The sequence below is a fragment of the Blautia massiliensis (ex Durand et al. 2017) genome (assembly GCF_051861785.1).
Lineage (GTDB): Bacteria > Bacillota > Clostridia > Lachnospirales > Lachnospiraceae > Blautia_A > Blautia_A luti_A.
The window spans coordinates 2,638,426-2,651,083 of sequence record NZ_CP146725.1; the positions used below are offsets into that span (position 1 = coordinate 2,638,426).

At 44.9% G+C, this 12,658-nt stretch carries 13 protein-coding genes; 10 read left to right on the plus strand and 3 right to left on the minus strand.

Annotated features, from left to right (window positions below):
• Window positions 1-26 precede the first annotated feature (26 nt).
• Window positions 27-746 carry an AzlC family ABC transporter permease gene (locus V9W66_RS12460; RefSeq protein WP_144093719.1) on the plus strand — a complete coding sequence of 240 codons (720 nt, stop codon included), beginning with the start codon at window positions 27-29 and terminating at the stop codon, window positions 744-746.
• Window positions 736-1,050, plus strand: coding sequence for an AzlD domain-containing protein (locus tag V9W66_RS12465; protein WP_015526135.1), 315 nt, complete (start codon window positions 736-738; stop codon window positions 1,048-1,050). The genes V9W66_RS12460 and V9W66_RS12465 overlap by 11 nt, the downstream gene beginning before the upstream one ends.
• A gap of 63 nt (window positions 1,051-1,113) precedes the next feature.
• On the opposite strand, the gene dapF is transcribed toward V9W66_RS12465, so the two are convergent.
• A complete protein-coding gene (gene dapF, locus V9W66_RS12470) occupies window positions 1,114-1,968 on the minus strand; it encodes a diaminopimelate epimerase (RefSeq protein WP_144093720.1) in 855 nt (284 codons plus the stop codon).
• 344 nt (window positions 1,969-2,312) lie between these two features.
• On the opposite strand from dapF, the gene V9W66_RS12475 reads away from it, so the two are divergent.
• The 3 genes from V9W66_RS12475 (at window position 2,313) to V9W66_RS12485 (ending at window position 4,656) form a co-directional block, all read left to right on the plus strand.
• Complete coding sequence (locus V9W66_RS12475; protein WP_144093721.1) at window positions 2,313-3,089, plus strand: transporter substrate-binding domain-containing protein; 777 nt, start codon at window positions 2,313-2,315, stop codon at window positions 3,087-3,089.
• Window positions 3,090-3,236: 147 nt separating this feature from the next.
• The gene (locus V9W66_RS12480) at window positions 3,237-3,926 is read left to right on the plus strand and encodes an amino acid ABC transporter permease (protein WP_243121647.1); all 690 of its coding nucleotides are present in this window, start codon (window positions 3,237-3,239) and stop codon (window positions 3,924-3,926) included.
• On the plus strand, window positions 3,913-4,656 hold the full coding sequence (locus V9W66_RS12485) for an amino acid ABC transporter ATP-binding protein (RefSeq protein ID WP_144093723.1): 744 nt from the start codon (window positions 3,913-3,915) through the stop codon (window positions 4,654-4,656). The genes V9W66_RS12480 and V9W66_RS12485 overlap by 14 nt, the downstream gene beginning before the upstream one ends.
• A 106-nt stretch (window positions 4,657-4,762) precedes the next feature.
• Here V9W66_RS12485 and V9W66_RS12490 read toward each other — a convergent pair whose 3' ends face one another.
• Complete coding sequence (locus V9W66_RS12490) at window positions 4,763-5,821, minus strand: Gfo/Idh/MocA family protein (protein ID WP_144093724.1); 1,059 nt, start codon at window positions 5,819-5,821, stop codon at window positions 4,763-4,765.
• Between the two features lie 15 nt (window positions 5,822-5,836).
• Window positions 5,837-7,042: an ROK family transcriptional regulator gene (locus V9W66_RS12495; RefSeq protein WP_144093725.1), complete on the minus strand. Its 1,206-nt coding sequence runs from the start codon at window positions 7,040-7,042 to the stop codon at window positions 5,837-5,839.
• A 493-nt stretch (window positions 7,043-7,535) separates the two neighbouring features.
• Here V9W66_RS12495 and V9W66_RS12500 point away from each other — a divergent pair, with 493 nt between their 5' ends.
• From V9W66_RS12500 to V9W66_RS12520, 5 genes are all read left to right on the plus strand, one after another.
• Entirely contained in the window at window positions 7,536-8,573 is a 1,038-nt protein-coding gene (locus tag V9W66_RS12500) for a Gfo/Idh/MocA family protein (protein WP_144093726.1), read from the plus strand.
• A 63-nt stretch (window positions 8,574-8,636) separates the two neighbouring features.
• Window positions 8,637-9,881: an ABC transporter substrate-binding protein gene (locus V9W66_RS12505; protein WP_243121648.1), complete on the plus strand. Its 1,245-nt coding sequence runs from the start codon at window positions 8,637-8,639 to the stop codon at window positions 9,879-9,881.
• A 145-nt stretch (window positions 9,882-10,026) separates the two neighbouring features.
• A complete protein-coding gene (locus V9W66_RS12510; protein WP_186292819.1) occupies window positions 10,027-10,908 on the plus strand; it encodes a carbohydrate ABC transporter permease in 882 nt (293 codons plus the stop codon).
• Entirely contained in the window at window positions 10,908-11,747 is an 840-nt protein-coding gene (locus V9W66_RS12515; RefSeq protein WP_144093729.1) for a carbohydrate ABC transporter permease, read from the plus strand. The genes V9W66_RS12510 and V9W66_RS12515 overlap by 1 nt, the downstream gene beginning before the upstream one ends.
• 55 nt (window positions 11,748-11,802) lie before the next feature.
• The gene (locus V9W66_RS12520) at window positions 11,803-12,642 is read left to right on the plus strand and encodes a sugar phosphate isomerase/epimerase family protein (RefSeq protein WP_144100597.1); all 840 of its coding nucleotides are present in this window, start codon (window positions 11,803-11,805) and stop codon (window positions 12,640-12,642) included.
• The last annotated feature ends 16 nt before the right edge of the window (window positions 12,643-12,658 follow it).

Here is a 12,658-nt window from a genome sequence, read left to right on the forward strand (position 1 = left end):
GAATGTACATACAATGGAGGAAATCGATGAAAAGAGAAAGTTTCAGAAAAGGTATGAAGGATGGAGTTCCCATCGCTCTTGGATATTTTGCGGTATCCTTTACCTTTGGCATGATGGCTGTTGCCGGCGGCTTGCGTATCTGGCAGGCAGTCCTGATCTCCCTGACCAACCTGACATCGGCCGGTCAGTTTGCGGGACTGGACATTATTTTTGCGGGAGGCTCCATGTGGGAGATGGCAATGACCCAGCTGATCATCAACCTGAGATACTGCCTGATGTCATTTTCCTTGTCCCAGAAATTCCGGCGTGAGGAGTCCGGTATCCTGAAATACATCGCTGCTTTTGGTATCACCGATGAAATTTTCGGGATCAGTGCGGCTCAGGAGGGAAAGGTCAGTGTATTTTATAATTACGGAGCCATGTGCGTGGCAATTCCCGGATGGACTCTTGGAACTCTGGCAGGAGGAATCTCCGGAAGCCTTTTGCCGGATTTTATGCTTAGTGCGTTGAGCGTTGCCATTTACGGAATGTTCCTGGCCATCATCATCCCGCCGTCCAAAAAGAGCAGACCGGTTCTTGGGGTTGTTGCGGCATCCATGGCAGTCAGTACTGTTTTTGCGGTGACACCGGTGTTAAAACAGGTATCATCCGGATTTATGATCATTATCACAACACTTCTGGTAGCAGGCCTGGCGGCTTATTTCTGCCCGCTGGAAGAGAAAGGGGAAGCCGTTCATGAGTCATAATGTATATCTCTATATCCTGGTGATGGCAATTGTCACCTATCTCATCCGTATGCTGCCCCTTGCTCTTGCAAAAAACGAGATCAGAAGCCCGTTTATCAAGTCCTTTCTGTATTATGTGCCATATGCCTGTCTGGCAGCCATGACCTTCCCGGCCATCCTGAAGGCCACAGACAGCATCATCTCCGGTGCAGCAGGTTTCCTGGTAGCACTTATTGCTGCATATAAGGAAAAAAGCCTGATCACAGTAGCCCTGCTGGCATGTGCGGCGGTGTTTATCGTGGAGAGGGTTCTGGTATTTATTTGAAGAGGGGATATGCGGAAATATAATACGCAGGAGGGAGCTTCGAAAAGCTCCCTCCGTTTTCATCTATTCACCTAAAAATCCAAGATCGATCTCTCCGTCAAACACCGTAGTTGCAGGTCCTGTCATATATACAAGGTTTTCATCTCTTTCCCAGGAGATGTTTAAGTCTCCGCCAAGAAGCTGTACAGTAACCGGATTACTGCCATCAACCTTGTCATTGAGGATGGAAGCTACCGTAACTGCGCAGGCGCCTGTGCCGCAGGCAAGGGTTTCTCCGGAGCCACGCTCCCATACACGCATCTTTACGGTGTGGCGGTCGATCACCTGAACAAACTCAGTGTTGACTCTGTCCGGGAAGCATACGTGATTTTCAAAGGACGGGCCGATCTTTTCCAGGTCAAGGCTGTCCACATCGTCTACGTAGATGATGGCATGAGGATTACCCATGGAAACTGCGGTCATGTGATATTCTTTTCCAGCGACAGTGATGGGGGCGTCGATCACCTGCTCGGTTTCGGCAACCACCGGGATCTCTTTTGCAGTGAGAATCGGGGAGCCCATGTTGACTTTTACCATGGAGGCCTTGCCGTCGCGGATGGCAAGATCCACATATTTGATACCGCTTCTTGTGGCGATGCTTAAAGAAGTTTTGTCCACAATGCCGTGGTCATAGACATATTTGGCAACGCAGCGGATACCGTTTCCGCACATGGCACCCTGAGAGCCGTCCAGATTGTACATATCCATCTCGCAGTCTGCGATCTCAGACGGGCGGATCAGGATCAGCCCATCGGAACCAATGCCAAAATGACGGTCGCTGACAAATTTTGCCACTGCGGCCGGATCCTTAACAGTCTCCTCAAAACAGTTTACATATACATAATCGTTTCCAATGCCGTGCATTTTCGTGAATTTCATAATAGTAACCTCCTCTTGTTTCTGAATATTATACTTGTTTTTTCTGTTGGAACACAAGACCCCATGGAAAAAACACGCAGGTTTTTTCCATTTGTTGCCTTTAATAGTATAGTATACTGGACAATTGTTATCGAAAAGTGAATTTTCCCTGTGAAATTCCGGTAAATTAGAAGTGGATTTTCGTATTTATGGATTTTATGTGCTTGCATTTTGTCAGAAACATGGTATCATAAAACAAAGTAATATGCATGGAGATGTATAATTATGCTGTACATTACGGATTGTGCTGTTACAAGCAGAGAGACAGTTAACGTAAAGTACATAGAATTCAGGAGGAAGAAAAAATGAAGAGAAAATTTATGGCACTTGCACTTGCAGCAGCTATGACAGTTTCTATGACATCCGCTGTTTTTGCAGCAGATGAGATCAAGAGCGCAGATGATCTGGAGGGTAAGAAGATCGGTGTTCAGCTTGGAACAACCGGTGATGCAGACGCTACAGAGGTTAAAGACGCAACAGTAGAGAGATACAACAAAGGTAACGATGCTGTTATGGCTCTGAAACAGGGCAAGGTTGACTGTGTAGTGATCGACAGCGAGCCTGCTAAGAAATTTGTTGAGAAAAATGATGATCTTGAGATCGTTGAGGGCGTTTTTGACAAAGAGGAGTATGCGATCTGTCTTTCCAAAGATAATGCAGACCTTACCAAAGAGTTTAACGAGGCTCTGAAGGAGCTGAAGGATGACGGAACTCTGGATTCCATCAGAGATAACTATATCGGTGATGATGCAGGTAAGACACCATATGAGACTCCTAAGGATGCAGATCACTCCAAAGGAACTCTTACCATGGCAACAAACGCAACCTTCCAGCCATACGAATACTATGACGGAGATAAGATCGTAGGTATCGATGCTGATATTGCTCAGGCTGTCTGCGACAAGCTTGGATATGAGCTGAAGATTGAGGATATGGAGTTTGATGCGATCGTAAATGCTGTTAAATCCGGAAAAGCTGATTTCGGTGCTGCAGGAATGACAGTAACAGAGGATCGTAAAAAGAGCGTTGATTTCACTGATCCGTACACAACTGCAGAGCAGGTTGTTATCGTAAAGAAATAATTTTGTACAGAGAAATCAGAGGATTCTGAACGGATAAGCTGAGAAACCGATATCCGTTGCAGGGTTCAGTAGCGAATGATCAGGTTCCGGATATCCGGGTATGTTTTCCGGATTTCGGAACCTGTAGTTTTGGAAAGGGTGGAAATTTTGAGTCTTATTGAACAGTTTCAGTTTAACTTTCTGGACGACAATCGCTGGCAGTTCATTTTATCCGGTCTGAAAAATACCATTATCATTACATTTTTTGCCGTACTTCTTGGTATTTTTCTGGGATTTGTCATTGCTATTGTCCGTTCCACACATGATAAGACAGGTAAGCTTAAGATCCTTAATGTGATCTGTCGTGTTTATCTGACCGTGATCCGCGGTACACCAACGATGGTACAGCTGCTGATCGTATATTATGTTATTTTTGCAACCGTAGATCCAGGTAAGATGGTCGTTGCCATTATTGCCTTTGGTATGAACTCTGCTGCATACGTGGCTGAGATCGTCCGCTCCGGTATCATGTCTATTGACCAGGGACAGTTTGAGGCAGGACGGAGCTTGGGCCTTAACTATACACAGACTATGACCAAGATCATTCTTCCACAGGCGGTCAAGAACATCCTGCCTGCTCTGGGAAACGAGCTGATCGTACTTTTGAAGGAGACTTCCATCAGTGGTTATATCGGACTTATGGATCTGACCCGTGGCGGCGATATTATCCGAAGCCAGACCTACAGTGCATTGTTCCCGCTGCTGGCAGTAGCTGCGATCTATCTTGTGATCGTTTGTTTCCTTACCTATCTGGTAGGAAGACTTGAAAGGAGGCTGAGAACCAATGAGCGTAAGTAATGAAGTGCTTCTGGATGTACAGGGACTTGAAAAGGCCTATGGCGGCAATCAGGTTCTCAACGGGATCACCACACAGATCCGCAGAGGTGAAGTAGTAGCCATCATCGGACCATCCGGATGTGGTAAATCCACATTTCTCCGTTCTCTGAATCTCCTTGAGGAGCCAACCGGGGGAAAAATCCTCTTTGAGGGAACCGACATCACAGATCCAAAGGTGGATATCAACCGTCATCGCCAGAAGATCGGAATGGTATTCCAGCAGTTCAATCTGTTTCCTCATAAGACAGTAAAAGAGAACATCATGCTCGCACCGGTGACACTGAAGCTTATGAGTAAGGAAGAGGCTGAAAAAACGGCACTGGAGCTTCTGGAGCGAGTAGGTCTTCCGGATAAGGCAGATTCCTATCCGGACATGCTTTCCGGCGGTCAGAAGCAGCGTATCGCCATTGCAAGATCTCTTGCCATGAACCCGGACGTGATGCTGTTTGATGAGCCTACATCTGCTCTTGATCCGGAGATGGTAGGAGAGGTCCTGGAACTGATGCAGGAGCTTGCAAGATCCGGCATGACCATGGTTGTGGTAACTCATGAGATGGGCTTTGCCCGCGAGGTGGCAACCAGAGTCCTCTTCATTGATGAAGGAAAGATCCAGGAGGAAAATTCTCCTAAGGAATTCTTTGCAAATCCAAAGAATAAGAGACTTCGTGAGTTTCTTTCAAAGACATTATAAAGACATTATAAATATAAGAATATTAAAAACGGATGCTTTATCCCCCTGTGGAAATGCTGCAGGAGATAAAGCATCCGTTTTTTATAGTTACAGAATAGTGACGTAGTTATTTCACCGGCTGGTTCAGATCACTGTAGGTTACATCCTCAAAGGGGAGAGAGATGCGTTCTCTTCTGGCAGAGGAAAGGTAGATTCCTTTTACCATTTCCAGGGTTTTTCTGCCTTCCAGTCCATCGATGGCAACGGGAAGATCCTCACGGACGGAACGATAGAAGTCACGGATCTGCAGGTGATGGCTGCTTCCCCAGTAATCAGGGCCCACATTTGTGGTCTCATAAGTGTTTCGGATCTCGGCATAGGTGCCGTCCAGCTCGTAATAGCCCATGTCCTGCTTAAGACCCAGGCGTCCTTTTTCTCCGATCAGTTCAATATTGATCGGGGAATCGGCTCCGTAAATGTTGCATGCATATAGATTATAAAGACAGCCGTTTTTGAACATGATAGCAGCGTCTGCGGCATCCTCTACCTTTACAAAATGGTGGACATAATTATGGACACTTCCGTCGATCCATTCCACATCGGAATCCAGCATATATCGAACACGATCAATGCTGTGGATCGCCTGGTCGATGAGAACACCGCCGCCCTCTTTGTCCCATGTTCCCTTCCAGTCACTTCCACTGTAATAGTCGAGCGGACGGTTCCAGGTCAGATAGGAACGGGCGGTAAGGATTTTTCCGAAATCACCCCGCTGGATCATTTCGCGGAGCTTTTCCACACTTTTTGTGTAACGTGTCTGGAAGATAACGCCCAGCTTTACATGAGTTTCTTCGGCGGTACGGATCATTCGGTCTGCATCCTGAAGACAGGTGGCAATGGGCTTTTCGGTAAGGACGTTAATGCCGGCTTTCATGGCTTTGATGGCCATGACCGGGTGCAGGAAATGCGGCAGACAGAGATGTACCACATCAATATCCTTATCCAGGATCTCATCAAAGTCCGTAGTCCAGGAACAGTTAAATTCCTCTGCAAAGGCTTTGGCAAAAGCTGGATCTTTGTCAACGGCATATACTAATTCTACTTCATCGCTGAGACGATGGAATGCATCCGCATAAGAGACGGAAATACGGCCGCAGCCTACAATAGCAGCTTTCAGTTTTTTCATGGCTTCCTCCTTATATCATCCGATAAAAAAATTCGTCGGATCCTGATTTGTAAAAGAATAGTGGATATCAAAAAAGTATTTCATGGCTCCGTTCAGGAACGAATCACTCTGGAGCTGGGAGTAACGGACAGTCACGTTATCTACCATCCTGCGGAACCCGGTTTTTTTCAGGTCTTCCCGTACTTCATTGAGAAAATATTCGCCAAGATCCGGAATCTTTCCGCCAAGAACGATCAGAGATGGATTTACGGTACTGATCAGATTACTCAGGGCGATGGACAGCTCCCATGCCATCTCCTTTACCATAGCAAGAGCGGTTGGATCGCGGAAGGTGGCAGCCTTTCCCAGATCTGAGAAGGTGATTTCTGAAAGTGCGCTTAAGGATGGAATCTGTCCGAATTCCGGGATCCTGTTTTTCAGAGCCTGCTCCGAGATCATAACTTCCAGACATCCGTGATTTCCGCAGATACATTCCGGACCGTGAGGATCAATGGAATAATGGCCGAACTGGGTAAAGGAACCGCTGGCAGTTCCGAGCATACTCCCTTCTGTGAAAAGGGTGGCACCGATGCCGCGGCCGAAATTGAGAAAGGCAAAATTTTTCTCTTTTATATTGCCATAGACCTTTTCTGCATAGGAATAGCAGGCAGTATCATTGAGAAGATCTACCGGGTATCCCGGGAATGCAGTTTTCAGAGATTTAATGATCTGAGTGCTTTCCATGGAAGGCAGATTCAGGGTCGTGGAATATACTTCATTGCTGGAGGCATCGATCATGGCAGACATTACTACACAGATGCCAAGGATACGATCAGGAGCACAGTGTTCCAGAATGGATTCCCGGAAACAGGAGCAGGAGCATGCAACGTGATTTTCATCTTCGGAAAGCTTTCGTGCTTCGTGAAAGACGGAAGTGCCGGCAATGTCTACCAGATAAGCCTCTACAGTATTCTCATGCCAGTTCATGACAACGATGTAGTAGCTGTTCATCCGTACCTGAAGACAGTTCGGCTTACGTCCGATGCTGTCGGATTCTCCGATACCGCTGTCCACGATGAATTCCCTTTCGATCAGTTCGTCTACAAGAGTAGATACGGTTGTCTTGCTGAGCTTCGTCTGTTTGGCAAGGTGTGCTCTGGATATTCCGGGACTGGAATAGATGGAAGTATAGAGCCGTTTCATATTCGTGTTCTTAATAACCTGCTGATTGACAAGTTTCATAGTTTCTTTTCATCTCCAATCCTTTAAAAATAAACGGTACCGAAAAAATGGTAAAGTCTCCGTACTAAATATATCCTATCATAGATGCAGAAAATAATCAACATGTGGCTGTACAAAGAAAATAGTGATTATCATGAAAGGAAAGACAAAAGAAACTGACAATTACAAAGAAAATACAATATAACACAGATATTTTCATCGAGGATTTGCAGAAGAACTGGAATAAATAGTACGGCGAAAGGAGTAATTGACTTTATATGTGAAAAATGCATAAATAAACCAAGAAATATTGTTAATTATACAAGAAATGCACATTAAATGGCGAAAAAGCAGGAAAGAATGTTGACAGATACGGCAAAGGGTGCTATTCTAAATCCAAGCTAAGAGCAGCAAAAAAGAGAGCTTATGGCAAGAAACACAGATGTTTCTGCAGAAAGCTTTTATTTTTTGGAATATTAGTTAGGCCACTGGACAAATAAAGAGAGGTAGAGAGATGAGAATAGGCGTGATTGGATGCGGCGGAATGGGAACGACTCATTACTTATCCCTGAAAGTCTTATCAGAAAAAGAGGATGATGTTGAGGTAGTTGCCCTGTCTGACTGCAGAAAAGAATTTCTGGACAAGGCGGCATCATATTTTCCGGAAGCTGCCACGTATGAATATGGAATGGAACTGCTTGAAAAGGAACAGCTGGATATTGTACATATCTGTCTTCCAAGCTATCTGCATGCAGAACATGCAGTGAAGGCGCTGGAAAAGGGAATGAATGTATTGGTTGAAAAACCGGTATGTCTGACTGAAGAGGATTGCCAGATGCTTCTTGAAGCAGAAAAAAGATCCGGAAAGAAGGTTATGGTAGGCCAGGTAGTACGTTCCTTTGAGGAATATAAATATCTGAAGGAAGCTTACGACACAGAAAAATTTGGAAAGTTGAAATCCATTACTATGGAACGTATCAGCGGAGATGTGAAATGGGGATTTGAGGACTGGTTCCATAAGGAAGAAAAGAGTGGTTCCGTTGTGCTGGACCTTCACGTGCATGATCTTGATTTCCTGCGTTATATGCTGGGGGAGCCGGACAGCTTCCAGGTAAAAGCCAGCAGATTTGAAAGTGGCATGATCAATCATATCATCACGGAGTATGAATTCGGAGATGTTTTTGCTACAGCAGAGGGTATTTGGGATGAGTCGCCGGCAATGAAGTTCCATGCAGCGTTCCGTGCACATTTTGAGGATGCTACGATAGAATTTAACGGTGCCCAGTCACCGAGCCTGACAGTATATAAGAAAGACGGAACTGTGGAGACGCCGGAACTTAAAGCTGAATATGAAGGCGAAAGTGATGTGGCAGGGATCAATGTTTCCAATCTGGGACCATATTATACAGAGATCAAATATTTCCAGGAATGCGTCAGAGAAGATAAACCTGTAGAGGTTGCACCTCTGATCGAAGGAGCAAGATCCGTACAGCTTGGGATTAAAGAGTGGAATGCGGCAAAAGAGTATGTAAACGCACACGAAAACAAATAATGAAATTTTCACTGAAAGACAGTGAGAAAAAATAAAAAAGCTATTCAAAAGGAGGATATGCAAATGAAAAAAAGAGTGATTTCTATTCTGTTATCAGCAGCAATGATCTCATCAATGGTAGTTGCAGGAGGGGTAACTGCACATGCTGAGGAAAATGTAACACTGAATGTATTTGATGCACATGCTTATGGTCTGGATGAATATGACGAGATGGTAAAAGCCTTCGAGGAATCACATCCGGGTGTGACTGTTGATGTACAGCATGCGGCCAACGATTACGACACACTGCTTCAGTCAAGAGTAAACTCCGGTGATACACCGGACGTATTTGATGCTGAGGCCGGAACAAAAGCGAAAATGTACTATGATTACGCTTACGACTGGAGCAATGATACAGAGGTTCTGGACAAATTCAATGAGGACGCTGTAGACCTTGGAAAAGATGATGAGGGAAATGTAAAATCTCTTCCATGGACCTATGAGAACATGGGCCTGATCTACAACAAGGACTGCTTTGAGAAAGCTGGTATCGATAAGCTTCCGACAAACATGGATGAGCTGGAAGAGGCATGCAAGAAGCTGAAGGATGCAGGCATCACTCCGTTTGCACTTGCTGCAAAGGAAACATGGGTATTAGGACAGGTTGCAACACATTTCATGATCGACAAAGACAAAACAGCTGCCGAGACAGTAGATGCGATCAAATCCGGTGAGACAGCATTTGCAGATATGCCTAACTGGGAGAATCTTTACAAGTTTCTTGATCTTGCTGTAGAGTATGGTCCGGACAAGCCACTTGAGGTTGACTGGGAGACATCAGAGAATATGCTTGCAAACGGCGAAGCTGCTATGATTCATATGGGTGACTGGTGCCAGTCTACACTGGATTCCTTTAATCCGGATGCAAATCTTGCATTTCTTCCATTCCCGGTAGGCGCCGGTGAAGATGATGCAACTGTATTATCCTCCTGTAACTGGACTTATATTGTAAATAAAGATTCCAAGAATCTGGATCTTGCAAAAGAGTATTGTGAGTTTATCCTTACATCCGAAGAAGGCCAGAAATGGATGGCAGAAGGTGTAGGAGCTGTTCCTGGTGCAAAGTCTGATATGGAAGTGACCGGCGCTCTTGCAAATGATGCCAAGACCTATATCGATGCTGGAAAGACAAACGGCTGGATCCATACAATTGCTCCTGGCAGCTACACAGATGAGTGTGGTCCGTATCTCCAGTCCTACATGCTTGGGGACATGAGCGCAGATGAAGTAACACAGCTCTTCCAGGATTTCTGGACATCTGCAGAGTAACAAGGAACTCCAGGAGCCGAAGAGAAACAGATTTGTTGATTTTGGGCTGACGGAATGTAACTGACAAAAGAGGGAGACAGGCAGCAGCTTTGCCTGTTTCCCCGATATAAACCAAAGAAAAAATGAATTTCTGGAGGGGATAGGATTGAAAAACAAAAAAACGAAGGATCTGGCAATTTTTGCATTGTTTGTCTTTCCCACCGTCGCTTTTGTACTGTTTGCCACAGATATTCCATTTGTGATGAATCTGTATTACTCGGTATTTAACTGGAATGGAATCGGCAAGAACATGGAATTTGTAGGACTTGCCAACTATGTAAAGATCTTTACTGCTGACCCGCTTTTCTGGAAAGGTGTCAGATTTACTCTTAAATTTGCAGTATTTTATGTTGTTATCGTAAACATCGTTTCGCTTACAGTTGCTATCGTAATGGCACGTGAGAACAAAGTGAACAGTCTTGGCCGTGCCTTTTATTATATTCCTTATATCATCAGTCTGACAGCGATCAGTCTGATCTGGAAATTTATCCTGGGACCTGGTTTTGAGGCTCTTTACAGTGTTACAGGATGGGAATTTTTTAACTGGAGCTGGCTTGGAACACCGAAGCTTGCTTTTTATGTAGTTGTTGTCATGGCAGTATGGCAGAATCTTGGCTTTTACATGGTCAATTATATCGCAGGAATCATTGCAGTTCCGGTAGAGCTTCTGGAAGCGGCAAGGATCGACGGAGCAACCTCTTTCCAGGTATTCCGCAAGATCACAATTCCGATGATCATGCCTGCGATCTCGATCTGTATGCTGACATCAATGACATTTGCATTTAAATTATTCGATATTATCATGGTATTTACAAAGGGCGGACCTGCGAATTCAACTGTTTCCGTTGCGTATAATATTTATAAGGAAGCTTTTGTTAATAGCAAATATGGTCTTGCTACTGCCAAATCTCTTGTATTTGTAGTATTTGTTCTGATCATCACTGCAATTCAGATGAAGATTACCAAGAGTAAGGAGGTTGAGGCATAATGAAGAAGAAACCAAAGAACCTGCGGCAGGTGAATGCACTGACGATCATTATTTTTGTATGTGCGATCTTCTGGCTGATGCCGCTGGTATTGATCTTTATAAACTCATTTAAACCCTACAATGATATGCTGCAGGACTTCCTGGCTCTGCCTAAGTCCTGGAGCCTGAAGATGTATGTTGAGACCTGGACGAAATTCGGTTTCCCGTCTCTGATCTTTAATACATTGCTTTATACATTCTGCACTGTCATCCTGGTAGTGCTTATGGCGCCGATGGCAGCCTATAAGCTCGCAAGAACAAAAAGCAGACTTAGCAAAATATGCTTTGTTCTGATCATCATGCCGATGATGGTTCCGTTCCAGTCTTACATGATCACCTTGACAAGACTGGTTTCCAACGTGAAACTGACTGGAACAAGAACCGGATATATTCTGGTAAGTGTGGGCTTATGTATGCCTCTGGCAGTATACATGATCCATGGATTTGTAAAAAATGTTCCTATCGATCTGGAAGAGTGTGCATGTATTGACGGCGCAGGTAAGATCCGCACCTATTTCAGCATAGTACTTCCGCTTCTGAAACCGATCCTCACGACGGTCGTTGTTTTGGATGCACTGGCAACATGGAATGATATCATCACCAACCAGCTGATCGTTGGCGGAAACACAGTGGCAATGAATATCCAGAATGCACTGTACATGCAGTTTTCCGCACAGACAGCAGACTGGGAGCATGCACTTCCCGGAATCGTAATGTCCATGATACCGAGTCTTATCTTCTTTGTTGTGATGCAGAAGCATATTGTAGGTGGTATTACTGCCGGCGCGGTAAAAGGCTGATCTTGGTGGTATAAGTAGTATAATATGAGATAATACTGGAAGGAGAACAGAACCTATGAAAGTTGGAGTTTTGATCGAATTTACAAGCAATACAGATATTGATGCAAAATTTGCTGAGCTGAAGGAAATGGGTGTGGACAGCTGCCAGCTGGTATGCTGGGATCGTCCGACACTTCAGGATGATGCTATGGCAGAGGCCATTAATAAAGGTCTGGAGAAATACGGGATCCACGCAACCGCATTCTGGTGCGGATGGGAAGGTCGCAGAGTATGGGATTTCTATGAAGGACAGCTGACACTTGGCCTGATCCCGTCTGATTACAGAGTTGAGAGACTGAAGATGCTTATGGAAGGTTCTGACTTTGCGAAAAAGATCCATGTGACAGACCTGGCAACACACGTTGGCTATATGCCGGAAAATCCATACGACCCGAAATACGAGGAAGTATTGGTTGCATGTAAGGCTATTGTGGAAAAATGCAAGGAAAACGGTCAGAACTTCCTGTTCGAAACAGGACAAGAGACTCCTGTAACATTAAAGCGTGCGATCCAGGATATTGAGAAAGCTGTCGGAAAAGGAAATGTGGGAATCAACCTCGATCCTGCAAATCTGATCATGTACGGAAAGGCAAATCCGGTAGATGCTCTGGAGGTTTTCGGCGAGTATGTCATGGGAATTCACGGAAAAGACGGAAAATATCCCACAGACGGACATCATCTGGGTGACGAGGTTCCCCTTGGCCAGGGTAAAGTAAATTATCCTGCATTTATTGCAAAGCTGAAAGAGATCGGTTATCAGGGAGATATTACCATTGAGCGTGAGATCTCCGGTGAGGAACAGAAAAAAGATATCCGCATGGCCAAGGATCTTCTGGATAAACTGATCGCAGAATAAGAGCTGAGGAAAAAAC

Excerpts from the sequence above, each read along its gene's own strand:
- V9W66_RS12460 (WP_144093719.1), top strand. The coding sequence starts at position 27 with ATGAAAAGAGAAAGTTTCAGAAAAGGTATGAAGGATGGAGTTCCCATC.
- V9W66_RS12495 (WP_144093725.1), bottom strand. The coding sequence starts at position 7,042 with ATGAAACTTGTCAATCAGCAGGTTATTAAGAACACGAATATGAAACGG.
- V9W66_RS12485 (WP_144093723.1), top strand. The coding sequence starts at position 3,913 with ATGAGCGTAAGTAATGAAGTGCTTCTGGATGTACAGGGACTTGAAAAG.
- V9W66_RS12520 (WP_144100597.1), top strand. The coding sequence starts at position 11,803 with ATGAAAGTTGGAGTTTTGATCGAATTTACAAGCAATACAGATATTGAT.
- dapF (WP_144093720.1), bottom strand. The coding sequence starts at position 1,968 with ATGAAATTCACGAAAATGCACGGCATTGGAAACGATTATGTATATGTA.
- V9W66_RS12505 (WP_243121648.1), top strand. The coding sequence starts at position 8,637 with ATGAAAAAAAGAGTGATTTCTATTCTGTTATCAGCAGCAATGATCTCA.
- V9W66_RS12500 (WP_144093726.1), top strand. The coding sequence starts at position 7,536 with ATGAGAATAGGCGTGATTGGATGCGGCGGAATGGGAACGACTCATTAC.
- V9W66_RS12490 (WP_144093724.1), bottom strand. The coding sequence starts at position 5,821 with ATGAAAAAACTGAAAGCTGCTATTGTAGGCTGCGGCCGTATTTCCGTC.
- V9W66_RS12475 (WP_144093721.1), top strand. The coding sequence starts at position 2,313 with ATGAAGAGAAAATTTATGGCACTTGCACTTGCAGCAGCTATGACAGTT.
- V9W66_RS12515 (WP_144093729.1), top strand. The coding sequence starts at position 10,908 with ATGAAGAAGAAACCAAAGAACCTGCGGCAGGTGAATGCACTGACGATC.
- V9W66_RS12465 (WP_015526135.1), top strand. The coding sequence starts at position 736 with ATGAGTCATAATGTATATCTCTATATCCTGGTGATGGCAATTGTCACC.